Annotated in this window: 20 protein-coding genes; 11 read left to right on the plus strand and 9 right to left on the minus strand. The window is 60.5% G+C overall.

The window, feature by feature from the left end:
- Window positions 1-4: 4 nt before the first annotated feature.
- The 4 genes from VNS12_RS06105 to VNS12_RS06120 are packed head-to-tail and all read left to right on the plus strand — an operon-like array spanning window position 5 to window position 5,937.
- Window positions 5-1,936 carry a site-specific DNA-methyltransferase gene (locus tag VNS12_RS06105; protein ID WP_325486953.1) on the plus strand — a complete coding sequence of 644 codons (1,932 nt, stop codon included), beginning with the start codon at window positions 5-7 and terminating at the stop codon, window positions 1,934-1,936.
- Complete coding sequence (locus tag VNS12_RS06110) at window positions 1,936-2,451, plus strand: gamma-glutamylcyclotransferase family protein (RefSeq protein WP_325486954.1); 516 nt, start codon at window positions 1,936-1,938, stop codon at window positions 2,449-2,451. The genes VNS12_RS06105 and VNS12_RS06110 overlap by 1 nt, the downstream gene beginning before the upstream one ends.
- Window positions 2,448-5,429, plus strand: a complete 2,982-nt coding sequence (locus VNS12_RS06115) for a type III restriction-modification system endonuclease (protein ID WP_325486955.1) — start codon at window positions 2,448-2,450, stop codon at window positions 5,427-5,429. Before VNS12_RS06110 ends, VNS12_RS06115 begins: the two co-directional genes overlap by 4 nt.
- A 1-nt stretch (window position 5,430) precedes the next feature.
- Window positions 5,431-5,937 (plus strand): hypothetical protein, encoded by a 507-nt coding sequence (locus tag VNS12_RS06120; protein WP_325486956.1) that lies wholly within the window; start codon window positions 5,431-5,433, stop codon window positions 5,935-5,937.
- A 638-nt stretch (window positions 5,938-6,575) separates the two neighbouring features.
- Here the strand turns inward: VNS12_RS06120 and VNS12_RS06125 are convergent.
- The 4 genes from VNS12_RS06125 to VNS12_RS06140 all read right to left on the minus strand — a co-directional run bounded on the left by VNS12_RS06125 (window position 6,576) and on the right by VNS12_RS06140 (window position 8,727).
- A complete protein-coding gene (locus VNS12_RS06125) occupies window positions 6,576-7,031 on the minus strand; it encodes a hypothetical protein (protein WP_325486957.1) in 456 nt (151 codons plus the stop codon).
- Complete coding sequence (locus tag VNS12_RS06130; RefSeq protein WP_325486958.1) at window positions 7,015-7,848, minus strand: hypothetical protein; 834 nt, start codon at window positions 7,846-7,848, stop codon at window positions 7,015-7,017. Before VNS12_RS06130 ends, VNS12_RS06125 begins: the two co-directional genes overlap by 17 nt.
- Window positions 7,849-7,863: 15 nt before the next feature.
- A complete protein-coding gene (locus tag VNS12_RS06135) occupies window positions 7,864-8,049 on the minus strand; it encodes a hypothetical protein (RefSeq protein WP_325486959.1) in 186 nt (61 codons plus the stop codon).
- Window positions 8,050-8,241: 192 nt separating this feature from the next.
- Window positions 8,242-8,727, minus strand: coding sequence for a TlpA family protein disulfide reductase (locus VNS12_RS06140; protein WP_325486960.1), 486 nt, complete (start codon window positions 8,725-8,727; stop codon window positions 8,242-8,244).
- A 135-nt stretch (window positions 8,728-8,862) separates the two neighbouring features.
- Between VNS12_RS06140 and ilvA the strand changes: the two genes are divergently transcribed.
- The 4 genes from ilvA (at window position 8,863) to VNS12_RS06160 (ending at window position 12,061) form a co-directional block, all read left to right on the plus strand.
- Complete coding sequence (gene ilvA / locus VNS12_RS06145; RefSeq protein ID WP_325486961.1) at window positions 8,863-10,377, plus strand: threonine ammonia-lyase, biosynthetic; 1,515 nt, start codon at window positions 8,863-8,865, stop codon at window positions 10,375-10,377.
- An 89-nt stretch (window positions 10,378-10,466) separates the two neighbouring features.
- Complete coding sequence (locus VNS12_RS06150; RefSeq protein ID WP_325486962.1) at window positions 10,467-10,826, plus strand: hypothetical protein; 360 nt, start codon at window positions 10,467-10,469, stop codon at window positions 10,824-10,826.
- Window positions 10,827-10,870: 44 nt separating this feature from the next.
- Window positions 10,871-11,428 carry a copper chaperone PCu(A)C gene (locus VNS12_RS06155; protein ID WP_325486963.1) on the plus strand — a complete coding sequence of 186 codons (558 nt, stop codon included), beginning with the start codon at window positions 10,871-10,873 and terminating at the stop codon, window positions 11,426-11,428.
- Window positions 11,429-11,431: 3 nt separating this feature from the next.
- Window positions 11,432-12,061: an SCO family protein gene (locus VNS12_RS06160; RefSeq protein ID WP_325486964.1), complete on the plus strand. Its 630-nt coding sequence runs from the start codon at window positions 11,432-11,434 to the stop codon at window positions 12,059-12,061.
- 186 nt (window positions 12,062-12,247) lie between these two features.
- Here the strand turns inward: VNS12_RS06160 and VNS12_RS06165 are convergent, their stop codons facing one another.
- Together VNS12_RS06165 and VNS12_RS06170 are read right to left on the minus strand one after the other, a co-directional pair.
- Window positions 12,248-14,101 (minus strand): glucose/sorbosone family PQQ-dependent dehydrogenase, encoded by a 1,854-nt coding sequence (locus VNS12_RS06165; RefSeq protein WP_325486965.1) that lies wholly within the window; start codon window positions 14,099-14,101, stop codon window positions 12,248-12,250.
- A gap of 127 nt (window positions 14,102-14,228) precedes the next feature.
- The gene (locus tag VNS12_RS06170) at window positions 14,229-14,834 is read right to left on the minus strand and encodes a type VI secretion system-associated protein TagO (protein WP_325486966.1); all 606 of its coding nucleotides are present in this window, start codon (window positions 14,832-14,834) and stop codon (window positions 14,229-14,231) included.
- A 192-nt stretch (window positions 14,835-15,026) separates the two neighbouring features.
- Here VNS12_RS06170 and VNS12_RS06175 point away from each other — a divergent pair, with 192 nt between their 5' ends.
- A complete protein-coding gene (locus tag VNS12_RS06175) occupies window positions 15,027-17,930 on the plus strand; it encodes an insulinase family protein (RefSeq protein WP_325486967.1) in 2,904 nt (967 codons plus the stop codon).
- A gap of 21 nt (window positions 17,931-17,951) precedes the next feature.
- Here VNS12_RS06175 and VNS12_RS06180 read toward each other — a convergent pair whose 3' ends face one another.
- On the minus strand, window positions 17,952-19,262 hold the full coding sequence (locus tag VNS12_RS06180) for a PQQ-dependent sugar dehydrogenase (protein WP_325486968.1): 1,311 nt from the start codon (window positions 19,260-19,262) through the stop codon (window positions 17,952-17,954).
- Window positions 19,263-19,484: 222 nt separating this feature from the next.
- Between VNS12_RS06180 and ilvD the strand changes: the two genes are divergently transcribed.
- A complete protein-coding gene (ilvD, locus tag VNS12_RS06185) occupies window positions 19,485-21,329 on the plus strand; it encodes a dihydroxy-acid dehydratase (protein WP_325486969.1) in 1,845 nt (614 codons plus the stop codon).
- A gap of 59 nt (window positions 21,330-21,388) precedes the next feature.
- Window positions 21,389-22,321 carry a DMT family transporter gene (locus VNS12_RS06190; protein WP_325486970.1) on the plus strand — a complete coding sequence of 311 codons (933 nt, stop codon included), beginning with the start codon at window positions 21,389-21,391 and terminating at the stop codon, window positions 22,319-22,321.
- Between the two features lie 24 nt (window positions 22,322-22,345).
- Here VNS12_RS06190 and VNS12_RS06195 read toward each other — a convergent pair whose 3' ends face one another.
- Window positions 22,346-23,395 (minus strand): GGDEF domain-containing protein, encoded by a 1,050-nt coding sequence (locus VNS12_RS06195; RefSeq protein WP_325486971.1) that lies wholly within the window; start codon window positions 23,393-23,395, stop codon window positions 22,346-22,348.
- Between the two features lie 104 nt (window positions 23,396-23,499).
- Entirely contained in the window at window positions 23,500-24,723 is a 1,224-nt protein-coding gene (locus VNS12_RS06200) for a lytic murein transglycosylase (protein ID WP_325486972.1), read from the minus strand.
- Window positions 24,724-24,901: the final 178 nt, after the last annotated feature.

Here is a 24,901-nt window from a genome sequence, read left to right on the forward strand (position 1 = left end):
TCACATGCCTGAAATCAAAAAACTCGTTCTGGATGACCCTGCCACCAAGAGCGCCGACATTGTCGCCGGAAATGTCGATGCTCTGAAAGCTTTGTTTCCCGATGCTTTCAAGGAAGGCGGCATTGACTTCGACGTGCTCCGGCAACTGCTGGGCGGAGCCGTCGATGAAAAGGACGAGAAATACGGGCTGAACTGGCACGGCAAGCGCAAGGCGCGGCAGATCGCCCTGACGCCGTCTACCGGCACGTTGCTCCCGTGTCCGGATGAAAGCGTGGATTGGGATACGACGCAAAACCTCATGATCGAGGGCGATAACCTTGAGGTGCTGAAACTCTTGCAGAAGAGCTACGCGGGCAAGGTCAAACTCATTTACATTGATCCGCCCTATAACACCGGGAGGGACTTTGTTTATCCCGACGACTTTCAGGATAGCATCAAGAATTATCTCAGCCTGACCGGCCAGATTGACGACGGTGGAGCGAAAGCTTCATCCAACACTGAATCATCAGGCCGTTTCCATACGGACTGGCTGAATATGATGTATCCGCGCCTGAGAGCAGCTAGGACGCTACTCGATCAAGACGGCGTGATGTTTATGTCGATTGACGACGGTGAACAAGGTAATCTCCGAATGCTATGCGACGAGATATTCGGCGAGGAAAATTTCGTCACCAATATCATCTGGCAAAAGAAATTTGCTCGCCAGAATGACGCTGCATACTTCTCGACAATGCACGACTTCATGCTCTGCTATGCAAAGAACTCGAAAAGATTTGATCCCGATGGCTGGGAGCTGAAACTTCTTCCCAGAAACGAATCCGATCAAGAAGGCTACAGAAACCCTGACAATGATCCTCGTGGTCCGTGGACCTCTGTCGTTCTTTCGGCAAAATCCGGCACGGATAAGTTGATCTATCCAATCATAACCCCATCCGGCCGAAAATGCCTCCCTCCGCAGGGCCGGTACTGGGGCGTCTCGCAAGAAAGACTAAAGGTATTGATAAGCGACAATCGAATCTGGTTTGGGGCCAAGGGCGATGGAATACCGCGACTGAAAACGTTCTTGAGTGAGGTGCAAGCCGGGCTACGGCCCAATAGTATTTGGTTTCATGAGGAAGTGAGTCACAATCAAGAGGCCCGACAATCGCTGAACAAGTTATTTGATGGGAAGGCTGTATTTGATAGCCCAAAGCCGGTGCGTTTGATCCAACAGGTTTTGCAGGTCGGTCTGAAAAACGACGACGGCCTTGTTATAGATTTCTTCGCTGGCTCAGGAACAACTGCCCATGCAGTTCTGCAACAGAACGCAGCGGACAACGGGCACAGACGTTACATACTTGTACAAATTCCAGAGCCGCTTTCGACGGACGCAGACGAGCAAAAATCAGCGGCCACGTTCTGCCAAGAGCTTGGCAAACCTCTCAATGTGGCCGAGCTGACCAAAGAACGAATCCGGCGCGCAGCAAAGGCCGTGAAGAAGGAGAACCCTACCTTTTCAGGCGATCTCGGCTTCCGTGTCTTCAAGCTCTCTCCCTCCAACATTGTCGCATGGGAGCCGGAACCGACCGACCTCGAAGGCACCTTGCTCGCCAATGCCGAGCACCTTGTGCCGGGCCGCACCGAACAGGACGTGCTCTATGAGCTGTTGCTTAAGCTGGGACTCGACCTGTGCGTTCCTATCGAGAAGAAAGACATTACAGGGAAGGCCGTCCATTCTGTCGGTGGCGGCGCACTGATCGTTTGCCTTGCCGATGGCATCACCACTAATACGGTTGAAACCGTCGCCAATGGCATCGTCGCATGGTGGAAGGAACTCGCGCCCGCCGTTGATACCCGTGTCGTGTTCAAGGATTCCGGCTTTGCCGATGACGTAGCCAAAGCCAACATGGCGGCGATTCTCAACCAGAACGGCATCCTCGACGTGAGGAGTCTGTGATGAGCACGGAAAGTTTCGTTACCTTCGCCTACGGCTCCAACATGCCCGCCGCGCGCTTGCGGGAACGGTGCCCTTCCGCGCGCGCAATCGGTATTGCCGAACTGACCGGCTATGAATTGCGCTGGCACAAGCGCAGTCGGGACGGGTCGGGCAAGTGCGATATTGCCGCCAGCGCCGCCGCCGATGTTGCCGTGTTTGGCGTACTCTATGAGATCGCGGTGCACGAGAAACGCGCGCTTGACCGCGCCGAAGGCTTGGGCGTCGGTTACGAAGAAATCGAGATCGAGGTTCTTTGCGGCGGCAATCCGATAACAGCCAAAGCATATAGAGCGACCGATACCGATCCCGCGCTTCGCCCCTATACATGGTATCGCGCCTTGGTCATCGCGGGCGCGCGGGAACACGGGTTTCCCGCGTCCTATGTCGCGGGGCTGGAATCCGTGCCTGCCGACGAGGACGAAAACCGCTCGCGCCACGATAAGCACATGGCGCTGATCGAGGGGGTGCAGGCATGAAACTGCATTTCGAGCCGAACCTCGACTATCAGCACACCGCCATCGAATCCGTCTGCGACCTGTTTCGCGGGCAGGAGATCAACCGCACCGAATTTACCGTCACCCGCCAAGCGGGGGGTGGCGCGCAGCAAGAGCTTGGCCTTGTCGAAAACGCGCTGGGCATCGGCAACCGCCTGACCCTGCTCGACGACGAGATCATTTCCAACCTGAACGAAATCCAGCTCAAGAACGGCCTGCCGCCGTCCGTCAGCCTCGCGTCAGGTGACTTCACCGTCGAAATGGAAACGGGCACCGGCAAAACCTACGTCTATCTCCGCACGATTTTCGAGCTGAACAAACGGTTCGGATTCACGAAATTCGTGATCGTGGTGCCGTCCGTCGCCATCAAGGAGGGCGTCTACAAGACGCTCCAAATCACCGAGGACCATTTCAAGGGCCTCTATTCCGGTCAGCCCTTCGACTATTTCCTCTACGATTCATCGAAGCTGGGGCAAGTTCGCAATTTCGCCACCAGCCCGACCATTCAGATCATGGTTGTGACCGTGGGGGCGATCAACAAGAAAGACGTGAACAACCTCTACAAGGACAGCGAAAAAACCGGCGGCGAAGCGCCCATCGACCTGATACGCGCCACTCGCCCTGTCATTATCGTGGACGAGCCGCAAACCGTGGACGGCGGCCTTGAGGGACGCGGTAAAGAAGCCCTCAGCGCCATGAATCCGCTCTGCACGTTACGCTATTCCGCAACCCATGTTGACAAGCACCACATGGTTTACCGGCTGGACGCCGTGGACGCCTATGAGCGCAAGCTGGTCAAGCAGATCGAAGTGGCCTCGCTCGAAGTCGAGGGCGGGCACAACAAAGCCTATCTGCGTTTCCTCTCTGCCAGCAATGCGCGCGGTGCCGTTACCGCCAAGGTCGAAATCGACGTGCAGCAAGGTGGGCAGGTTCGCCGCAAGGAAGTCACCGTGCAAGATGGCGACGACTTGGAGGATACGACGGGTCGCGCCATCTATAAGGATTGCCGCATCGGCGAAATCCGGGTCGCGGGCAAAGATTCTCTGCTCGAAGTGAAAACCGCCGGTTCGGAATCCTTCCTCGCTGTTGGGCAAGCCATCGGCGATGTTGACGCCGATGCCGTTAGGCGGCTCATGATCCGCCGCACGATCACCGAACACCTTGAGAAAGAGCGCCGTCTTGCGCCGCTCGGCATCAAGGTGCTCAGCCTGTTTTTCATCGACGCCGTGGAGCACTACCGCTCCTACGACGAGGATGGAAACACGGTGAAAGGCAAATATGCGGCAATCTTCGAGGAAGAATATCGCCGTGCCGCAAAGCTTCCCGAATATGCCAGCCTGTTCAAGGAAGTGGGCCTCGAAACCGACGCCGGAGAAGTGCATGACGGCTATTTCTCCATCGACAAGAACAAGCGATGGACCGACACCGCCGAGAACAATCAGGCCAATCGCGACAGCGCCGAACGCGCCTATAACCTCATTATGAAGGACAAAGAGAAGCTCCTGAGCTTCGATACGAAGCTCAAGTTCATCTTCTCCCACTCCGCGCTGAAAGAGGGTTGGGACAATCCCAACGTGTTCCAGATTTGCGCGCTGCGCGAAATCGGCACCGAGCGCGAACGCCGCCAGACCATCGGGCGCGGCCTGCGCCTCTGCGTCAACCAGCAGGGCGAACGGCTGCGCGGCTTCGAGATCAATACCCTGACCGTAATCGCCACCGAGAGCTACGAAGCCTTTGCTGAAAACCTACAGAAAGAGATCGAGGCCGATACCGGCATCCGTTTCGGCATCGTCGAAAAGCACCAGTTCGCGGCTATCTCCGTCCAGCAAGAGGACGGCACCCTCGCCATGCTGGGATTCGAGGAGTCCACCGCGATTCACGAATATCTCAAAGGTGCCGACTTCATCGACGCCAAGGGCAAGGTGCAGGACAAGCTGCGCACGGCGCTGAAAGACGGAACGCTGACCGTTCCCGACGAGCTTGCTGCGCACCTGCCGCAGATCAAGGAAATCCTGCGTAAGATCGCTGGGAAACTCGACATCAAGAACGCCGACGACCGCAAGGCCGTGCGCGTGCGCAAGGAAGTCCTGCACAGTGCAGAATTTCAGGCGTTATGGGACCGCATCAAGCACCGCACGACCTATCGCGTTCATTTCGACAACGCCAAGCTGATCGAGGATTGCACCAAGGCGATTTCCAACGCGCCGCCCATCACCAAGGCGAAAGCTGTCATCCGCAAGGCTGACCTCGCCATCGGTCAGGGGGGCGTGATTGCTACCGAAACCGCTATGTCCGGCCCCGTCACCATCGAAGAAGGCGATATTGCCCTTCCTGACGTGCTGACCGACCTTCAGGACCGCACCCAGCTTACGCGCCGCAGCCTTGTCACCATCCTGACCGAGAGCGGCAGGCTTGGCGATTTCAAGCGCAACCCCCAAGCCTTCATCGAGCTGGCGGCGGAAACCATCAACCGCACCAAACGCCTCGCGCTCGTGGACGGTATAAAATACCAGCGGGTCGGCGACGATCACTTCTACGCGCAGGAGCTATTCGAGCAGGAGGAATTGACCGGCTATCTGAAGAATATGCTTCAGGATACGCAGAAATCCGTGTTCGAGCATGTCATCTACGACTCCGGCGGCGTCGAACGCACCTTCGCCGAACAGCTTGAAAAGAACGAGGCGGTGAAGGTTTACGCCAAGCTGCCGGGTTGGTTCAAAGTCCCCACGCCGCTCGGCACCTACAATCCCGATTGGGCGGTGCTGGTGCAGGTGGACGGCGCGGAACGCCTGTATTTCGTTGTTGAGACGAAAGGCAGTCTGTTCACCGACGACCTGCGCGACAACGAGGCCGCGAAGATCGCCTGCGGCGAAGCGCACTTCAAGGCGCTCGCCGTTGACGCGAATCCGGCCCGCTACGTCAAAGCCACCAAGATCGACGACCTCATGGAGCATTGCTGATATGGGCGACGTTCCCACCGACATCTGCGATGGCATCTGGGACGATGGCGAATGGATAAGCTGGGATGAGATTAACCAGCAAATCCAATACAAGGAATGGCGCGCCCGCTATCCCAATGCCGACCTGTCGCTTGTCCCGATATTTGAATCGTTAATCGGCGCTGCCGAAGAATATTACCAGCTCACCGGCAGCCACCTCCAAGTGTATGGTGATATAGGTGAACTTTATGGGGCGATCACCCATGGCATAAAGCTGCATCGGAATTATGCGCAGGGATCGGACGGTCGGCTTGGCAACTATTTTGTAGAAGTGAAAACCATTACGCCTTTCAAGAATCGCGATGTGGTCGAGATCAACATAGATCAAAATTTCAGTACAGTCCTGATCGTTAAAGTTAATGCCAATTTTGAGGTGCGGGGTAAGCTGATTGACCGCAAGGCGCTTCCCGCAGGAAAAATGCGGAACAATCGCTTGTGCATCAACTGGTCAGAAGTCGAAGAAAAATAGCGGCAATTATACTACCCTAAACCGTTTGTGCGGGACGTGGGTTCGTTTCTGACACATTGAAATTTTATAGGCGGCGCAGATGCGCTGCCTCGTTTACCTACCACCAGCGCCACCCTCAAAAGAGGGTGAGCTGGCGGGCGGCGGCTTCATGTCGCCGCCAATCCGGCGAGGCGGCTTCCTCGTCGAGCCATGTGCGCACAAGCGCCACCGAACGCCTGCGGACGGGGGAGCCGAGGCTTCCTGTTGACGCCAGTAGCGCCCGCGCATGGCAGGGGGCATCAAGCTGCCCGATGGGAATGCAAACGTGACAAGGGAAATGGCAGGGCGACGATGGAATCCAATGCGTCGGGGGTGATGGGGAGCATCAAAAGCAAGCTGGGCGACGTAGCCGCCGCACCGAGGATGCTGTTCCGCGCCGCGCGCGGTCATGCCCTGAACGGATTGCGCCTTGTCAGGATCATTTGTTCTTTTGGTCGAGGGGGATAGAAGCGCAGACGATGCAACTGCACCGCAGCGCAGCAGCGACGCGGCATAAGCCGGTCAGGTGGAACGGTCGTTCACCGATTCAGGTGCGCCAGCGGCGCATCGGCGAACAGGGAACCCGCCAGTTTGTCCGGGCCGGACGCGGGTTCTGACGGTCAGCGCGGCTTGTTGCGCTGCCCTTGGGGCTTGGACGGCGCGGGCCTCGCCGTCTTGTCACGCACCTTGACCTTGCCACCGGCAAGGGCTTCATCGGGGCTGGTCGATACCGGGTCCCATCCCTCCATGCCGACAAGAACGCGGTCGGCATGCTTGATGGTGTTCACATGACCGTAGTGCTTTTCGATCATCTGGACGGACGTGCCCATTTGCTCGGCGAGGAAATACACGTCCACGCCCATCTGCAAACGGAAGGTCGCATAGGTGTGGCGGAAGCAATAGGTCGTGCGGATCGTCCCGTCCGCGCCCTTGCGCAGCGCGGCCTTGTCGAGTAAATCTTCAATCAGCGAGCTATAAAGCGTTTTGGCGGGCTGACCGGTGATGGTCGTAAACACACGGTCGTCCATCTCCGTCGCCTTGGAAATCACGCGGATACGTTCAATATAGTCGCCCACGCTCTTGGGGGACGAGCTTGCGCGATTTTCCCTTGCCCTGCACGAAGAGCACGAAAATGTCGCGCCCTTCGCGGTCTTTGGCGGGCCATACGTCGCGCCAGCGCAGATTGCGCAACTCCGGCGGACGCATACCAGTGTTACAGGCGATCAGTACCATGTTGTAGGTGACGGTGCGCTGCCAGCGGCTGGCCTCTGTGGTCGCTGCCTTCACCCATGACCTGCCAACCGTGTGCAGCTTCCGGTATTCCTCCACGGTGAACTCTTCCCGCTGCATCGTCTTGAGTGCGGGTAGGTCGTCAAACCGATGGCTGGCAGGCACGTATTGTTTCTTGACCGCGAATTTCATGATCGCGGAAAAGAGCTTCATTTCCATGCGGATGGTGTCGTCGCTCACATACGGCACCAGCTTTTCCATCTTGGCTTTCAAGGCGGCAGCGAACTGCTCCTGACTGAGGGGCTTCGGACGAATACCGCGCGTCTGCGATACTTTCCGACGCCGCTCAAACTCGGCCTTCACCAGTTTGGTGGCGATTTCCTCCGATACCATGCGCGAGCCGTTGCGCTCGATCCGGCCCTCGCCGTGCTCGCGCCGCCATGACGGATAGTCGGACCAGCGTTCGTCGGCGATCAGGTGCACCTGCACCGAGCCGATGTAGTCATTAAGCGGCCCTTCGATGATGTTGCGGACGGTATCCAGCCGCTGCGTGGTGATTTCGCCGCGCTTGGCGCGTACCCGCTGCTTTTCCAGATACTCCTTGCCTACTTCACGGAAGGGGCGGTTGAAGAGGGCTACGCCGTGCTTGACGGCGTAGCGCACCTCACCGTCCTGATCTCACGCCAGTGCGCGGGCGTCGTTGATGTTCTCGGTCTTGAGGGAAACCATCTTGTAGCGGTCCTGCTTCGGCACCTTCACGCGGCAACACCAGTTCCGGTGCTTCACGTCCGAACGCCGGAAGAGGATGAGGCCGGGCTTCAGTTCCTCCTTGTCGATGATGAATTTGCTGCCGTCCGATGCCATGTCGCCGCCTTGTGCCTGTGCAGAATTTGTGTAGGCCGGGCGCGTAAGTGGTTGATTTGCCAGACCTGTGCAGGTGTTGTGCGGACAATCATAGAAAAAATATTGTGTTATTCTAATTATTTATGATATATCTATCATCCCCCGGGGAGAAGGTGGCCGCGAAGCGGTCGGATGAGGAGCCTCGCCGCGATCTCAGCGCCGGGCGGCCTCGATGAATGCCATCACCTCCCCGGCTTCCCCTGCATCCTCCCAGGCGATCGCCCCCTGCCGCCGAAACAGCACCTCTCCTGCCCCATCCACCACCACCGTGCTCGGATACCCCAGGATCGCGAACGCGCTCCCCACATTCCCCTCGACCTGCCGATAACCCGTCAACCCGACCCCCAGTTCGTCCAGAAACGCCTCAACGACTGCGAAATCGACGGTGTCGACCGAAACCAGCACCAGCCGCTCCGCGTCGATCCCTTGGGCAAAGCTCTCCAGCTCCGGCAATTCCTTCCGGCACGGCCCGCACCATGTGGCCCAGAAATGGAGGATAGTCGGCCCGTCCACGAGATCCGCCAGCACGATGCGCGCCCCGGCCCCGTCCTCGACGACAACGCTGCTCAGATCGGCCCCCGCCGCTCCGGTGGCCAGCCCCAGAAAGGCTGCAATCGCAGCAATCGATTTCATCATCATGGGCCAAACGCTATCGCCCGCAGATGACCGGGCGGTGACAGCACGCGGCGGGACGGTTTGCCGCGACCCCGGAAATATCCTGCATTTTCCCGCGAAAGGCTTTAAGACTTGGGCCGACCAACCGAAAGTCCCGTCATGCCTGAAATCATCCGCTCCATCCTGTCCTCTTCCGTTTACGACGTCGCCATCGAGACGCCGCTGGAGCGCATGGGGCCGCTGTCGGACAGGCTTGGTCGCCCGGTGCTGCTCAAGCGCGAAGATCTGCAACCGGTGTTTTCGTTCAAGCTGCGCGGGGCCTACAACAAGCTCGCCTCGCTCTCGGATGCCGATCGGGCGCGCGGCGTCATCTGCGCCTCTGCGGGCAATCACGCCCAGGGCCTTGCCTATTCCGCCACCCGCATGGGGGTGCGCTCGGTGATCGTCATGCCCACCACCACCCCCTCGATCAAGGTGGAGGCGGTGAAGCGGCTGGGCGGCGAGGTGGTGATTTATGGCGACGCCTTCGATGATGCGCGCCTGCATGCCCTCGATCTGTGCGAACGCGAAAACCTGTGCTTCGTCCATCCCTATGACGATCCCGAGGTGATCGCCGGTCAGGGCACCATCGGGGTGGAAATCCTGCGCCAGCATGGCGGACGCATAGCCGCGCTCTATGTGCCGATCGGCGGGGGCGGGCTCGCGGCGGGAATCGCGGCCTATGCCAAGTTCCTGCGCCCCGATATCAAGGTGATCGGCGTCGAACCCGAGGACGCCGCCTCGATGAAGGCGGCGCTGGCCGCCGGGCATCCCGTCCCCCTCAACGAGGTCGGCATCTTCGCCGATGGGGTTGCGGTACGCGAGGCGGGCGAATTGCCGTTCGCAATCCTCAAGGACACCCTCGATGAGGTGATCACCGTCTCCACCGACGCCATCTGCGCCGCGATCAAGGATATTTTCGAGCACACCCGCGCCATTGCCGAACCGGCGGGAGCGGTGTCGCTGGCCGGGCTGCGCAAGCATGCTCCCACCCTCGATGTCCCCGGCGCGGCCATTGCCATCTGCTCGGGCGCCAATATCAATTTCGATCGCCTGCGCCACGTGGCCGAGCGGGCCGAGCTGGGTGAACGCGCCGAGGCGATCCTTGCCGTCACCATCCCGGAAAAGCCCGGCTCCTATCGCGCCTTCATGCGCCTTCTGGGCTCGCGCGCCATCACCGAGTTCAACTACCGCATCGCGCCGGGCTCGAACGCGCAGATTTTCGTCGGCATCGGCCTCAAGGGCGGCGATGCGGAAAAGGCCGAGATCATCGCCATGCTGCGCGAGCACGGCCACACCGTGCTCGATCTCACCTACGATGAAGTCGCCAAGCTCCATATCCGCTACATGGTCGGCGGGCGCGTCGAAGGGCTGCGCAACGAATTGCTCTATCGCTTCGAATTCCCCGAACGCCCCGGCGCGCTGCTCAAATTCCTCGAAGGCCTCGCACCCGACTGGAACATCTCGCTTTTCCACTATCGCAATCACGGCTCCGATTACGGACGCGTCCTCACCGGCATTCAGGTCCCGCCCGGGGAGCGTGAAGCGTTCGAGGCCTATCTCGATACGCTGGGCTACGCCCATTGGGATGAAAGCGACAATCCCGCCTACACCATGTTCCTCGCCTCCGCCTGACCCGGCGGGCCAGACAGCCAAAAAACAATATGACGCATTGGCTTGGCGGGCGTCTGGTGTAAAAGGACGGTAATGAAGGAGCGGGCTTCATGCCGGTAATGGCACGCGACATCGGCAGGGAAATGATCAAGGCGCTGACTGTGCTGGCGCTGATCTTTCTGTCGTTCGCCCACCAGCCCGTCACCATTTCCCTGGCCACCGATGGCGACAGCGGCTGGACCCTTGCCGATCTGTCCTATTGCGGCGCGCCAGCCGGTGACGAGGGCGGCGGCCATTTACCGTGCCACGCCTGCCGGGTCGGCGGTGCCGCCCTGCCCCCTCCGCCTTGCGCCGCCATTGACGCGCCCCTTGAATTTACCCGTGCCGTTTTCGGCATTTTTGACATCGCCTTCGCGCCTCAGCCCATTGTCACATCGGCAAATCCGCGCGCCCCACCCCGCCCAGCCTGATCGATTCAAGTTTTTTCAACGATCAATCTTGCTGGAGATCACTCATGATCCGCATGTTTTCCACCGCTGCCCTTGCCGCAGCGTCCCTCGCGCTTCTTGCTGCCCCGTCCTTTGCTGATGACCACGCAGCCGCGCATACCGACCACGCCGCGCACGCCGACCACGATGTCGCCCATGCTCCCGAGGTCATTTTTGGCGACCTGATCCTGGGCGGAGCGTTCACCCGCGCCACCCTTCCCAACGCCCCGGTCGCCGGCGGCTATCTCACCATCACCAATTCCGGTGATACCGCCGAGCGCCTCATCGACGCCGAATCGCCCTTCTCCCCCGACGTGCAGATTCACGAAATGTCGGTGGTCAACGACGTGATGGAAATGCGCCAATTGCCGGACGGCATCGAAATCCCCGCTGGCGAAACGGTCACCCTCGCGCCGGGCGGGCTGCATCTGATGTTCATGCAGCTGGCCCAGCCCTTCGTTGAAGGCGAAACCGTTCCCGTCACCCTGGTGTTCGAGACTGCCGGGCGCATCGATATCGACCTGGCCGTCGGCGCGTTCGGCGCGTCGGGCCATGACGATCACTCCGCGCACGAAGGACACTGACCCATGGCCGGATCGACTTTGAAGACCGTACGGACCGTTCTGTGGACTCTGGTGGGCGTTGCCGCCGTGGGCGCTGGCGCGCTGTGGTACACCGGCCAGTCCGCCCCGACGACCAGTTCGACCCGGCTGGTGGAAGCACCCTCGGCGCCTTATGGCGCCGGGGACTATCGGCTGGTCACCCATGATGGCACCGAGACCGACGCCAGCCTGTTTGTCGGCCAGCCGTCCATGGTGTTTTTCGGGTTCACCCATTGCCCCGATGTCTGCCCCACCACGCTGGCCGACATGAAGCACTGGTTCGCTGAACTGGGCGATGAAGCCGGCGATCTGGGTGCCTATTTCGTCACCATCGATCCCGAGCGCGACACCCCCGAGGTGCTGGCCGATTATGTGGGCTGGGTCGATGACCGTATCGTCGGCGTCACCGGCGAGGCCGACCAGATCGAGGCCGCCGCCAAGGCCTGGGGCGTCCACGCCGACAGGATTCCCCTTGAAAATGGCGATTACACCATGAGCCACACCGCCTCGGTGTTCCTCCTCGACAGCGCCGGGCGCTTCTTCGGCACCATCGCCTATGAGGAAAGCTCCGAAACCGCCATCGGCAAACTGCGGCGGCTGGTCTCGCAGGGTTAGAGCAGTCCGTTCTTTCAGAACCAAAAAGGCCCCCTTTCCATCACAGGAAAGGGGGCCTTTTTTATGTGTGCCTCAACAACGCCTAGAGCAATTCCTGATCTGATTGAATCAGATCAGGCGCCCTAAGTCCTTGCTTTGTCGCGCTTCCGAACCGAACAGGCGGTATCCACCTGTTCTGGAAACGCTCTAACGTTGTGCGGCTACGTCGTCCGGGGTGAGAATACCGAACTCATTGCCCCAGCTGTTGCGGATATAGGTCGTGATCGAAGCGATCTGCTCGTTTTCGAGATACCCAAACGGCGGCATATAGCCGAACCCGTGCACAACGGTTGTGGCGAGATAGGCGGTATCGCCGAGCGCTTCGTTGCCGGCTAGTGCCGGGCCCTGTGCCCCCTGCCCCGCCGGTCCGTGACAGGCAGCGCATGTGGTTCCGAACAGCGTCTGCCCCTGGGCATACAGCGTGTCGAAGTCCGCATCATCGTCCGCAACCGCTGCGGTCTGGTCAGAGGCTTCCGCATCTTCAGCGGGAGCAACCGCCGCCTCATCGCCTGCGGCCCCATCGTCAGCCGCCGGAGCGAGGGTGATGCTGTCGCTGACGCCCTCTTCGCCACCATAGGTGAACATCAGGATCGCGCCGGGGTTGTGCAGCACGTTGGTGAACCCGGTCTCGCCGAACTTTTCAGCGCCCGTGCCGAACCCGTCGGTGGCGATGAACACCGTCCGGTTGTCCTCGGACATGGTGGTGTCGCGATAGCGGTTCTGGGTGCTGAACCATGCCGTCGGCAGCCCATCCACCGCCTGCCCGTCTTCGGTCAGATGCTGGACGTAGAGAACGCCGTGCTTGAGCGTTGGCAGCAGGATCGAGTTATCCCATTCGGCAATGCCATCCTCGCCCGCTGCGTAATATTCCAGCGAGCCCGGCGCGATGGTCGGGTTACAGATCCAGCCACAGCCTCCGGCAAAGTCGAAATCATTATCGACGGTCCAATAGGTGGCAATTGGCTCGATGATATCCTGATCGAATTCGGTTTCAGGATATTGCGGCACCGCGTCGGGAATGTTGCGGCCCGAATAGCGCAGATCCTGGGGCGCTTCGCTCCAGTTGGCATAGACATAGGCCTTGTCGTCAACAAAGCCTGCGACATTGGGCCAGCCATAATTGCCGCCAGCGTGCAGGATGTTGAGTTCGTCATCGGTGTCCGGCCCGTGCTCGGAAACATAGATGGTCCCGTCGGGCCCGAAATCGATGCCCTGCGGGTTGCGGTGGCCATAGGTGAAGATATGGCTGCGCACACCCTCGATTTCCGGGTTATCGTCGGGGATCGACCCGTCGAGTTCGAGACGCAGCACCTTGCCCGAATAGGCTTCCCAATCCTTGGCGTCCACCTGTTCCTGTGTCGGCAGCAATTGGGCGTGGTTGGGCCGCTGGTAGTTGCCGCCGAAATTGGAGCCCTGCTCGCCAATCGTATAATAGAGCTTCATGTCCGGGCCGACCTTGACCCGACCGGCATTGTGGTCGTTCCAGGCGGGCACGCCGGTCAAGAGATCGACAGGATCGATCAGCTGCTGGTTGGCTTCGTCATAGGTGTAGCGCACCAGCTTGGCGCGCGGATCGGGCGCTTCGGCCGTCCCGGTCTCGTAGGTATGCACCAGATAGACATAATCATTGCCGGTTCCGGTCAGCAATTCGGGGTGCAGCGCCATGCCCAGCAGGCCCTGATGCTGCACGTCGACGCTGAAATCCTCAAGGGTTAGCAACGTCTGCTGCGCGCCGGTGAACGGGTCCACCCGCGTCACCTCGCCCGAAGAGCGCTCGGTCACCCAGATCAGGTTGTCAGGGCCGAGGGTAATTTCCCAGGGATTGGACAGGCCCGTGGTCAGCACCCGGGCCGAGAACAGCTCGTCCTGCCCCTGGGGCACCTCGACGGGATTTTCCTGCGCCTGTGTCAGGCTGGTGGACAGCAGCAGCGCCAGCGCGCCTCCCGCCACCAGACGTGCGGCCTTGGCCACACCCGTGCCTGCACTGTTTCGAATCGCCATGAGAACTCTCCTTATACAGTCTCTGGGGTGAATCATGCCGCCCTGGGGGCAGAGGATCTTGAGAACCAACGTTACACGCGGGTCCCGGTTCCTCGGATGGGCAGGCGCCACCACGAGGGCCGCGGGATCACCAGCCGCAGGCTTGGCGCACCGGCACCAGTGCCGCTTCGATGCCCTCCATTAAAAAGCTGATGGTCACCGAGCGCTGGGCCTGCGGCGTGGCACGAACATAGAGCCGTTCGGTCTCCAGCAGCTGGTCGATTGCGGCCCGCGCGTCGGCCTCATTGAAAAAGCCAATGGACGTGCGGTCGGCGCTCAACTCCAGCGACTGGCTGCGTGGCGATTGCCGGTCATATTGCAAGGTGATGGTTCCGCTCTGGGAAGTCGGGGTGCCCATGAACTGCCCCGCGAACGAAAACTGGAGCACGGTTTCCCCGTCGAGACAGAGGATCGTCATCCGGGCCGGTGCCCGTCCGCGCGGCAAGGCCGGGATCAGCTGTTCCGATTGCAGTGTCGCGAACGGCAGTTCCGTCCCCTCGATCTGCGAGATCTCCACCCCGCTGGCCCACATGCCCTGATCGGGGGTCACTTCTTCATCCCGGTCGCCGGTAAAGACGTCCGAGCGGAACACTGAGTCGTAACAGGCCAGCCGTTCGGTCGCCGGGCCGATCGCCGCGCACCGCTCGGGCGACGGTTGGGAATAGGCTGGCAAGGCGGGCAGTAAAAGACCCATCGTCAAAACCGCCAATGCCACCCCATGTCGTCCCATTCCATCAAGCTCCGATGCTGTTTTCGATTTTGCAGTCAATGTGGTGTCCGAATGTCCGCAAGTCCATACATTTTACCGTCAATGTTTGCAGGTGGTTGGCAGGGCGCGGCGGCGCACCTACATTCCCTCCACGTTTATCGCCAATGAGGAACCACCATGTCGCACCATCCTGCCTATGACCTGATCGCCGAGGAAATGATCAGTGAGGTCAATGCGTTGGCGCGGCATTACCGCCATAGGAAAACCGGCGCGGAAGTGCTGTCCCTCATCGCCGATGACGAAAACAAGGTGTTCGGCGTCTCCTTTGCCACCCCGCCCTCAGATTCGACCGGATTGCCCCATATACTTGAACATTCCGTGTTGTGCGGCTCGGAAAAATTCCCGGTGAAAAAGCCGTTTGTCGAGATGCTCAAGGGCTCGCTGCACACCTTCCTCAACGCCATGACCTTTCCGGACAAGACCGTTTATCCGGTGGCCAGCCAGAACCTCGCGGATTTTTACAATCTCACGCAAGTGTATCTCGATGCTGTGTTTTTTCCGCTGCTCACCCGCGAGACCTTTGAGCAGGAGGGCTGGCACTACGAGTTGGAAAACGCCGATGACCCGCTGATCTACAAGGGGGTCGTGTTCAACGAAATGAAGGGCGCGACGTCCTCGCCCGACCACGTGAACCACGTTTTTGCGATGCAGTCGCTGTTTCCCGATGCGCTCTATGCCAACTATTCTGGCGGTGACCCCAAAGTCATGCCGGACCTGACATATGAAAAATTCAAGGCGTTTCACGAAACATACTATCACCCCTCGAACGCGCAGATCATTTTTTACGGCGATGACGATCCGCAACAGCGCCTCGACTTGCTCGATACTGTCTTGTCCCGGTTCGAGCGCGGCGAAAAAGCGCCCCAGATCGCGCCGCAACCGCGTTTTTCCGCCCCCCGTCGCGTTGAAAAGACCTATCCCGCCGACGACGCTAATCCCCGCACCAGTTTCGTTACGTTAAACTGGATGCTCGACGCGACCGGTGACATTGAGGAACAGCTTATACGCACCGTCCTGCGCCGGGCGCTCGCAGGAAATTCCGCCGCGCCGCTGCACAAGGCGCTGACGGAATCGGGGCTCGGAGAGGCGGTAATTTCGTCCGGTTCCGATCTTTCGCAGCCAACCCTGCAATTCGGGCTGCGCGGCGTGGATGCAAAGGATGCCGATCGCGTAGAAGCGCTGATCGTAGAAACCCTCACCGACCTGGCCGATAACGGCATCGATGACGCCACCCTTGAGGCCACGCTGAACTCGCTGGAATTCGAGCTGCGCGAGCGCAACACCGGCGGTTATCCCCGCGGGATCATCTATTTCTTCGGCGCGCTGAACAACTGGCTCTATGGTCGTAACCCATTGGATGGATTGCGCTTTGAAGCAGCGCTCGCCGATCTCAAGGCGCGCATCGCCAAGGGCGAGAAGGTCATCGAATCCAAGATCCGCACCCTGCTCTTGGACAATTCCCACCGCACCACACTCGTGCTGCGGGCCGATACCGCGCAGGCCGAACGCGAGCAGGCCGCCGAGCGCAGCAGGCTCGACGCCGTCCGCGCCGCCATGAGCGCCGACGATGTCGCCGCGGTCATTGAGACCACCAAGCGCCTCAAGGATCTTCAGAACGCGCCGGACGATCCGCAAAATCTGGCAAAGATTCCAACGCTTAAGCTTGCTGATCTGCCGCGCGAAGGGGCCAGCATTCCGACCGAGGAAACCAATGTCGCCTCGGTTCGCACGCTCTATCACGACCTGCCCACCAACGGCATCGTCTATCTCGATCTTGGCTTTGATTTCAAAAGCTTGCCGCGCGAATTGCTCTCCTACATCCCGCTGTTTTCGCGCGCCCTCAAGCAGACCGGCACCTCCCAATCCGATTTCGTCGCGCTGACCCAGCGCATTGGCCGATCGACCGGCGGCATCAATATCGCGCGCCTCGTTTCCCCCGTTCTCGACAGCGCCGACTCCACCGCGCATCTGCTGGTCCGTGCCAAGGCGACAGCCGATAAGGCCCCGGAAATGCTGGACATTATCCACGACATCCTCACCGACGCCCGGCTCGACAACCGCGATCGCATCCGTCAGATCGTCGCCGAGGACAAGGCCCGCGCCGAGGCATCGCTGGTGCCGTCAGGCCATCAATATGTGTTCAGCCGCCTGCGCTCCAGCCTGCATGAAGCCGATTGGCTCGCCGAACAGTTGGGCGGCGTCAGCCAGATTTTCTTCCTGCGTGATCTCGCCGGAAAAATCGAGGATGACTGGCCTGCCGTCGAAGCAGCACTCAACGCCATCCGCGATCATCTGATCAACGCCCAAGCCGCCATCGTCAACGTCACGACCGATCGCGCAGCCTGGCCGGACTTTTCCAACGCCTTGGAATCATTCCTCAATCGTCTGCCGCGCAAGGAGTTCAGCACCTTCAGCTGGGCACCGCTGCCGTCTCCGGAAAACGAGGGACTGACCATTCCGGCCCAGGTCAATTACGTCGCCAAGGGCGTCAACCTCAAGGCCTCCGGCCACGCCCCCACGGGTGCGCTTTCGGTGGTCACCAAATATCTGGGCACCAGCTATTTGTGGGACAAGGTCCGGGTCGAGGGCGGTGCCTATGGCGGGTTCGCCAGTTTCAACCCGCTCTCCGACACCTATGCCTTCGGCTCCTATCGCGATCCCAATCTGGTCGCGACGCTCGACGTGTATGACGCCGCCCCGGCCTTCCTGCGCAAGGGGGTCTCGCAATCCGATATCGAGCGTTCGATCATCGGCACCATTGGCGATCTGGACAGCTATATGCTCCCGGATGCCAAGGGTTACACTGCTCTGGTGCGCGCCCTCACCGGCGTCAGCGATGATTATCGCCAGCAGCGCCGCGAGCAGGTTCTGGGCACCAGCGCAGCAGACTTCACCGCCGCCGCCGACCTGCTCGATGAGGTGGCCCGCAATGGGCATGTGGTGGCCATGGGTTCAGAACAATCCATCAGCGCCGCCAATCGCGAGCGCAACGGGTTCATGACCGTGTCAAAGGTGCTCTAAGTCATTGATAGTCAGCGCCGTTCAGGCGCTGACCCGCCAGACCACATGGCCAACGTCGTCAGCGACAAGCAGTGCTCCGTCGCTGGCGATGGTCACCCCGACCGGGCGACCGTTGGAATATTTTTCATCCGCCGACAGGAAGCCGCTCAGAATATCGATCGGCGTTCCCTTGGGCTTTCCATCGCTGAACGGCACCAGGATCACCTTATAGCCCGACAGTTTCGAGCGGTTCCACGAGCCATGCTGGCCGATCACCATGCCCGCAGGCAGGCCCGGCAAGGTGTTGTCCTCGATCCAGCACAGGCCCAGCGACGCCGTGTGCCCGCCCAGCGCGTAGTCGGGATCGAGGGATTTCGCCACAAGATCAGGCTGTTGCGGCTGCACGCGGTCATCAACCGTGCGCCCCCAATATGAATACGGCCAGCCGTAAAACCCGCCATCCGTCACCGAGGTGAGATAATCGGGGGGCGTTTCATCGCCCAGACCGTCGCGCTCGTTCACTACGGTCCAGAGCTTTCCGTCCACCGGCTCCCAGGCCATCCCCACCGGATTGCGCAGCCCGCCGGCAAATTCACGGTTCTCGCCCGTTTCGAGGTCGATCTCGACGATGCAGGCGCGCCCCTCTTCCGCCTCGAACCCGTCTTCGGCGATATTGGACAGCGATCCAATCGCCACATAAAGCTTCTTGCCATCCTCACTGGCGATCAGGTTCCTTGTCCAGTGCCCGCCATCCTTCATGGTGAAGATGGTCCGCCCCTCTCCCTTGATGCTGGTCTTCCCCTCCTCATAGGGAAAGGCGACGACCGCGTTGGAATTGCCGACATAAAGCGTCGAGCCGATCAGGGCCATGCCGAAGGGCTGGTGCTGGTTCTTGAGGAACACTTCGCGCGTCTCCGGCACCCCATCGCCATCCGCGTCGCGCAACAGGGTAATCTGATTTGCGCTCGGGTAGGTCGCTCCGGCGCGCTTCATGGTGCGGTTCATGGCAAAATCCATGAACCCTTCGATCTTGCGCGGCAGCGTCGCGGCTTCAGCGACCAGCACATCGCCATTGGGCAAAACATAAATCCAGCGCGGATGCTTGAGGTTTTCAGCAAAGGCCGAAACCTTCAGCCCGGCTGCCACCTTTGGCATGCCACCCAATTCCCAGCCCCGCGCCGTGGGCATTTTCAATATCGGAATGGCGCCTTGCGGCACGGCCTCGGGAATCGCCGGCGCCGTCCCGAACTGGGGCTGATGAGATTTCACCCGCGTCTTCCACCAGACATAGACCGCCCCGACGATTGCGATCGCCACAACCACGATCACCCACAACAACATTCCCACCGACATGTTTCCCCTCGCCTGCGTCCTGGCTTATTCCCAAATGCTTCACATCCATCACAACACGTTGAGCACTCATCTGCATCACTTATTTCCGTACCGTACGTTACGGTACGGATTTGCTTTACAGTCTTGACCCGCCGGGCTAGATATTGGGGCCATACCCGCCCGCACTCCATTTTGCCGCCGGGATTCACACCCCGCCCAGTCTTATTTCAGCAGGTGATCTTTATGCCCGCATATCGTTCCCGGACAACCACTCATGGCCGCAACATGGCAGGCGCGCGTGGACTTTGGCGCGCCACGGGCATGAAGAACGAGGATTTCGGCAAGCCGATCATTGCTGTGGTAAACTCTTTCACCCAGTTCGTTCCCGGCCACGTCCACCTCAAGGATCTGGGGCAGATGGTGGCGCGCGAGATTGAACGCGCCGGTGGCGTCGCCAAGGAATTCAATACCATCGCGGTCGATGACGGTATCGCCATGGGCCATGACGGCATGCTCTATTCCCTGCCCTCGCGCGAGATCATCGCCGACAGCGTGGAATACATGGTCAACGCCCACTGCGCCGACGCAATGGTCTGCATTTCCAACTGTGACAAGATCACGCCCGGCATGCTCAATGCCGCCATGCGCCTCAACATCCCGGTGGTGTTCGTCTCGGGTGGCCCGATGGAAGCGGGCAAGCTGATCACCGGCGACCAGTTGCAGGCGCTCGATCTCGTCGATGCCATGGTCGTCGCCGCTGACGACAACTATTCCGATGCGGAAGTTCAGGCCATCGAAGAAGCGGCCTGCCCCACCTGCGGCTCGTGCTCGGGCATGTTCACCGCCAACTCCATGAACTGCCTGACCGAAGCCTTGGGCCTGTCATTGCCGGGCAATGGCTCGACCCTTGCCACCCACGCTGACCGCAAGCAGCTGTTCCTCGAAGCGGGCCGCCTGATCGTCGAACTGGCCAAGCGCTATTATGAGGGGGACGACGAAAGCGTTCTGCCACGCTCGATCGTCACCAAGGAAGCGTTTGAAAACGCCATGACGCTCGACATCGCCATGGGCGGTTCGACCAACACGGTGCTGCACATTCTGGCCGCCGCCTATGAGGGCGAAGTCGATTTCACCATGGACGACATCGACCGGCTGAGCCGCGGCGTTCCGGTGCTGTGCAAGGTCGCCCCTGCCAAGCAGGACGTCCACATGGAAGACGTCCACCGGGCCGGCGGCATCATGAGCATTCTGGGCGAACTCGACCGCGCCGGGCTCATCCATAACCACCTGCCGACCATTCACAGTCGCACGCTGGGCGAAGGGCTCAATCGCTGGGACATCACCCGCACCAATGATGAAAGCGTCCGGCAGCTTTTCATGGCGGCCCCTGGTGGCGTTCGCACCACGCAGGCCTTCTCGACCCAGAACCGCTGGGCGGAACTCGATACCGATCGTAAGAACGGCGTCATCCGCTCTGCCGAACACGCTTTCTCGCAGGATGGTGGCCTCGCCGTCCTCAAGGGCAATATCGCCCTCGATGGCTGCGTGGTGAAGACGGCGGGGGTCGACGATTCCATCCTCAAGTTCACCGGGTCGGCTGTGGTTTACGAAAGCCAGGATGCTGCCGTTTCGGGCATTCTCACCGGCAAGGTTAAGGAAGGCGACGTCGTCGTCATCCGCTATGAAGGCCCCAAGGGTGGCCCGGGAATGCAGGAAATGCTGTATCCGACCAGCTATCTCAAATCCAAGGGACTGGGCAAAGCCTGTGCGCTGCTCACCGACGGCCGGTTTTCCGGAGGCACATCGGGCCTGTCGATCGGTCACGTTTCGCCAGAGGCGGCCAATGGCGGAGCAATCGGGCTGGTCGAAGCGGGTGACCAGATTGAAATCGACATCCCCAATCGCACCATCAACCTGCTGGTGTCGGATGCGGAACTGGAAGCCCGCCGCGCAGCGATGAACGCCAAAGGCGCAGACGCGTGGCGCCCGACCGAACAGCGCAAGCGCAAAGTCACGACCGCCCTCAAGGCCTATGCGGCGTTCGCGTCGAGCGCCGATCTGGGCGCGGTGCGGATTCTGCCCGAGTAACCCAGTCATTCAGCGCCGCTCCCGGTCCGGAGCGGCGCTTTTTCCTTCATGGTGCTGCAATGACCAGTCCCGTCCAAGGGCATCAGGATCGCCGACTGTTCGCCATCGGGCTGGGGCTGGTCACCTATATCTTCTTCACGCTTTGCGACACCTGCGCCAAGTGGATGGCCGTGTCGGGCATGCCGCCGCTCCAGGTAGCATTCGGTCGCTACGCGCTGCAATTTGCCTTCATGGCCGGGCTCGCCCTGCCCCATTCCGGGTTTGCTGCGCTGAAAACCAAACGCCCTGTGCTGCAGGTGGTCCGGGCGTTGGGGCTGTTGGGCATGACTGCCTTCAACTTTTTCGCCCTCGCCTATCTGCCGCTGACGCTGACCTCGTCGATCACCTTCGGCATGCCGCTATTGATCACCGCGCTTTCCGTTCCCCTTCTGGGTGAGCATGTGGGCTGGCGGCGCTGGGTGGCGATTCTGGTGGGGTTCATCGGCATCCTGATCGTCGTACAGCCCTGGGACGCAAGCTTCCACTGGGCGGTAATTCTGTCGCTGGCCAGCATCACCTCCGCGGCCATCTATTTTATCCTGACGCGCAAACTGACCGCCACGGAATCGACGATCAGCCTGCAACTTTATACCGGCCTTGTGGGCACGGTCTGCCTGCTGCCCTTCGCGCTGTGGAACTGGGAATGGCCCTCGGGCGGACTGGCGTGGATAGTCTTTCTCGGCGTCGGCGTCACAGCCATGATCGGCCACCAAATTTCCATCGCCGCCCACCGCTACGCGCCCGCGTCGGTCCTTGCGCCGTTCGCTTATAGCCAGATCATCTGGATGACGGCGTCGAGTTGGCTGATCTTTAACGAACCGCCCACCGTGTGGCTGCTGGTCGGCAGCCCGATCGTCATCGGCTCGGGGCTGTATATCTGGATGCGCGAGCGCCGCCTGGCGCGCGAAAGCGTAAGCCCGATTTCACCCGCCGAAGCCGAACTCCGGGTTTAACAGAGCCCTTTTCAGTCCGATGCTCTAATGCACCGGATCGTTTTCGCGCGTGTCTGGAGCCTCCCCGCGCCCCAAAAGCCCAGGTTCTCTCATCGGCGGGGCAAAGCTCACGCAGTTGCGCCCGGCCCGCTTGGAGGCATACAGCGCAACATCGGCCTGGGCGAACCACTGGATAGCTGACGCCAGTGTCCGGTCGAAGGGCGCAACCCCAAAACTCCCGGTCACCGAGAGCACCCCCCGCTCATTACGGAAGCGCAGGCGGGCGATTTCATCGCGCAGGCGCTCGGCGCATTGGCTGGCCTCATAAGCCAGCGTCTCGGGCAGCAGAATGCCGAATTGCGTACCCCCGATCCGCCCAAAGGAATCCGTAGCCCGCAAGCTTTCGATGGCGAGATTTGCCACCGATTGCAGAATCTCGTCAGCGGTGTCCATGCCCAGTGCCGCGTTGACCGCGCTGAACCGGTCGATGTCGAGAAAAATCAACGAGGCTGGCCGTTCGTAACGCCGTGACCGCGCGAATTCGCGCTCGACCTCGGATTGGAACCGGTGCCGGGTCAGCGCCCCGGTCAGATAGTCGAACCGGTCCGGCTGATGGGTTTCCAGCTGCGCCATGGCGATTTCCGCCAGATTCACCGCCAGCGTGATCTGCTCATGGGTGAAGCGTCGCGGGACCGTGTCCATCAGCGCCAGAACACCGACACTGTGGTGATCGGCGGTTCTAAGGGGCACTGCGAGATAACCCCGGATGCCGTCTTCCGACTCATCCCCCGAGAAAAGACCCGCCGTTCGCGGATCGCTAAGCGTATCCTCGATGACCATCGGGCCATCATCACAGATCGCAATCGCGCCCAGCGACCGGCTCCGGGGTATGTTTCGCGCCACGTCCCCCCAGGCGGCGAGCATCGTTTCCGCGTCCCGCCCGATCAGGGATATGGCAATACGCGGCGCGCCCGTCGCAAGATGAGCGGTTCTGGCGATGCGCTCAAGTGCCTCGCTGGGCCCCAGCCCCACAAGCCGGTAGCGGTGCAGCGCGGCGAGGCGCCCGTCTTCGTCGGTCGGCATATGTACGGTCATAAGCGCTCCGGACACCATTCCTCCAGCATTGACTGTAACCCGGATAGGCGCGATGCGGAGTTTCACCGGTTTATATGGTTACACAGTTCTAACTCTTGGTGATTTCAGCGCAGGGCCGATAGAACCGCCCCGGACGGATGCCCATCCGCCAGCAGTCCCGCCGCGCGCTGGAAGGCAATGATCCCAGTGCGGGTCTTGGGGCCGATAATGCCGTCCGGTGTTCCGACATTGTAACCGCGGCGGTTCAACTGAGCCTGCAATTCTTGCCGTTGATCGCGGGTCAGGCCGGTCTCATTGGCCGGGAACGGACGAATGAACGTCCCGACACCCAAAATCCGATCAGCCAGATGGCCGACAGCAAGGGCGTAATTGTCAGAATTGTTGTAGCGCTTGATCACATCGAAATTGTGCAGCAGCAGGAACACCGGCCCGTTGCCGCCCGCAGGCATGAAGATACGGCCCATGTCGCCGGACCTCGGGAACGAGCGGCCCCCGGTGCGGCGGACGCCCATCGCTTCCCATGCACCCAGCGACTGCTTGCCGACATCCCACGCGCGGCCATAGTCAAAGCCCGAGGGAAGCTGCACTTCATAGCCCCAGGTTTCCCCGGCGCGCCAGCCATGGGCCTTGAGGTAGTTGGCCGTAGATCCGAGCGCGTCGGGAATTGAGTTCCAGATGTCGCGCTTGCCATTGCCATTATAGTCGACGGCATAGGCCATGAAGCTCGACGGCATGAACTGGGTGTGCCCCATGGCCCCGGCCCACGAACCCACCATCTGCGGTGCGCTCACGTGACCGGCCTGCAGGATCTGCAACGCAGTCAGCAGTTCGCCCTTGAAGAACTCGTAGCGATAATTGCCATAGGTCAGGGTGGCGAGGGCGTGGATCACGTTGTTGCCGCCCATATAGGACCCGTAATTGGTCTCCATGCCCCAGATGCCGAGCACGATTTCGGGCTGCACGCCCCAGCGCTGTTGCGCACCGCCAAGGGTTTGGGCCCACTCGCCGCGCATGCGCTGGCCGGTATTGATCCGCGCCGAGCTCACCGCATCGGCCACATATTGACCGGTGGTCTTGACCATTTCGGGTTGGGTCCGCGTCAGGCTCATGACCCGGTCAGACGGGACAAATCCCGAAAAGGCCTGATCGAAAATACCGCGTGACACGCCACGCGCCTGCGCGGCGGGCCAAAGGGACGCAACGAAATTCGGCACATTGGCGAATGTTGGCCGGGCCAGCATCAGGCTGGCGCTGGCACCCAGCGCCAATGTCAGGGCGCGACGGCGCGACAGAACGGGAAAAACGGATGAAAGGGCATCTTTACGCATGGACCAACCTTCTCGGCTTCCAGTCGCAAGCAAACCCTATCGCGCCATTATGGCGAGACCCTGTCCCCGCCCCCGGTAAGAACAAGGCGATTTGCCTGCGGTACTCAACTCAGCCCCAAAAATGCCCGATCGGACTTAAGAGCGCGTTAAGCACGTTGCTTTGGAAACTCTTCATGGT

Source organism: Pelagibacterium sp., from assembly GCF_035555455.1.
In the GTDB taxonomy this organism is placed as follows: domain Bacteria; phylum Pseudomonadota; class Alphaproteobacteria; order Rhizobiales; family Devosiaceae; genus Pelagibacterium.

What these genes read in the sequence shown, in the direction of transcription:
- VNS12_RS06105 (WP_325486953.1), top strand. Translation starts at nt 5, where the DNA reads ATGCCTGAAATCAAAAAACTCGTTCTGGATGACCCTGCCACCAAGAGC.
- VNS12_RS06110 (WP_325486954.1), top strand. Translation starts at nt 1,936, where the DNA reads ATGAGCACGGAAAGTTTCGTTACCTTCGCCTACGGCTCCAACATGCCC.
- VNS12_RS06115 (WP_325486955.1), top strand. Translation starts at nt 2,448, where the DNA reads ATGAAACTGCATTTCGAGCCGAACCTCGACTATCAGCACACCGCCATC.
- VNS12_RS06120 (WP_325486956.1), top strand. Translation starts at nt 5,431, where the DNA reads ATGGGCGACGTTCCCACCGACATCTGCGATGGCATCTGGGACGATGGC.
- VNS12_RS06135 (WP_325486959.1), bottom strand. Translation starts at nt 8,049, where the DNA reads ATGGCATCGGACGGCAGCAAATTCATCATCGACAAGGAGGAACTGAAG.
- VNS12_RS06140 (WP_325486960.1), bottom strand. Translation starts at nt 8,727, where the DNA reads ATGATGATGAAATCGATTGCTGCGATTGCAGCCTTTCTGGGGCTGGCC.
- ilvA (WP_325486961.1), top strand. Translation starts at nt 8,863, where the DNA reads ATGCCTGAAATCATCCGCTCCATCCTGTCCTCTTCCGTTTACGACGTC.
- VNS12_RS06150 (WP_325486962.1), top strand. Translation starts at nt 10,467, where the DNA reads ATGCCGGTAATGGCACGCGACATCGGCAGGGAAATGATCAAGGCGCTG.
- VNS12_RS06155 (WP_325486963.1), top strand. Translation starts at nt 10,871, where the DNA reads ATGATCCGCATGTTTTCCACCGCTGCCCTTGCCGCAGCGTCCCTCGCG.
- VNS12_RS06160 (WP_325486964.1), top strand. Translation starts at nt 11,432, where the DNA reads ATGGCCGGATCGACTTTGAAGACCGTACGGACCGTTCTGTGGACTCTG.
- VNS12_RS06165 (WP_325486965.1), bottom strand. Translation starts at nt 14,101, where the DNA reads ATGGCGATTCGAAACAGTGCAGGCACGGGTGTGGCCAAGGCCGCACGT.
- VNS12_RS06170 (WP_325486966.1), bottom strand. Translation starts at nt 14,834, where the DNA reads ATGGGTCTTTTACTGCCCGCCTTGCCAGCCTATTCCCAACCGTCGCCC.
- VNS12_RS06175 (WP_325486967.1), top strand. Translation starts at nt 15,027, where the DNA reads ATGTCGCACCATCCTGCCTATGACCTGATCGCCGAGGAAATGATCAGT.
- VNS12_RS06180 (WP_325486968.1), bottom strand. Translation starts at nt 19,262, where the DNA reads ATGTCGGTGGGAATGTTGTTGTGGGTGATCGTGGTTGTGGCGATCGCA.
- ilvD (WP_325486969.1), top strand. Translation starts at nt 19,485, where the DNA reads ATGCCCGCATATCGTTCCCGGACAACCACTCATGGCCGCAACATGGCA.
- VNS12_RS06190 (WP_325486970.1), top strand. Translation starts at nt 21,389, where the DNA reads ATGACCAGTCCCGTCCAAGGGCATCAGGATCGCCGACTGTTCGCCATC.
- VNS12_RS06195 (WP_325486971.1), bottom strand. Translation starts at nt 23,395, where the DNA reads ATGACCGTACATATGCCGACCGACGAAGACGGGCGCCTCGCCGCGCTG.
- VNS12_RS06200 (WP_325486972.1), bottom strand. Translation starts at nt 24,723, where the DNA reads ATGCGTAAAGATGCCCTTTCATCCGTTTTTCCCGTTCTGTCGCGCCGT.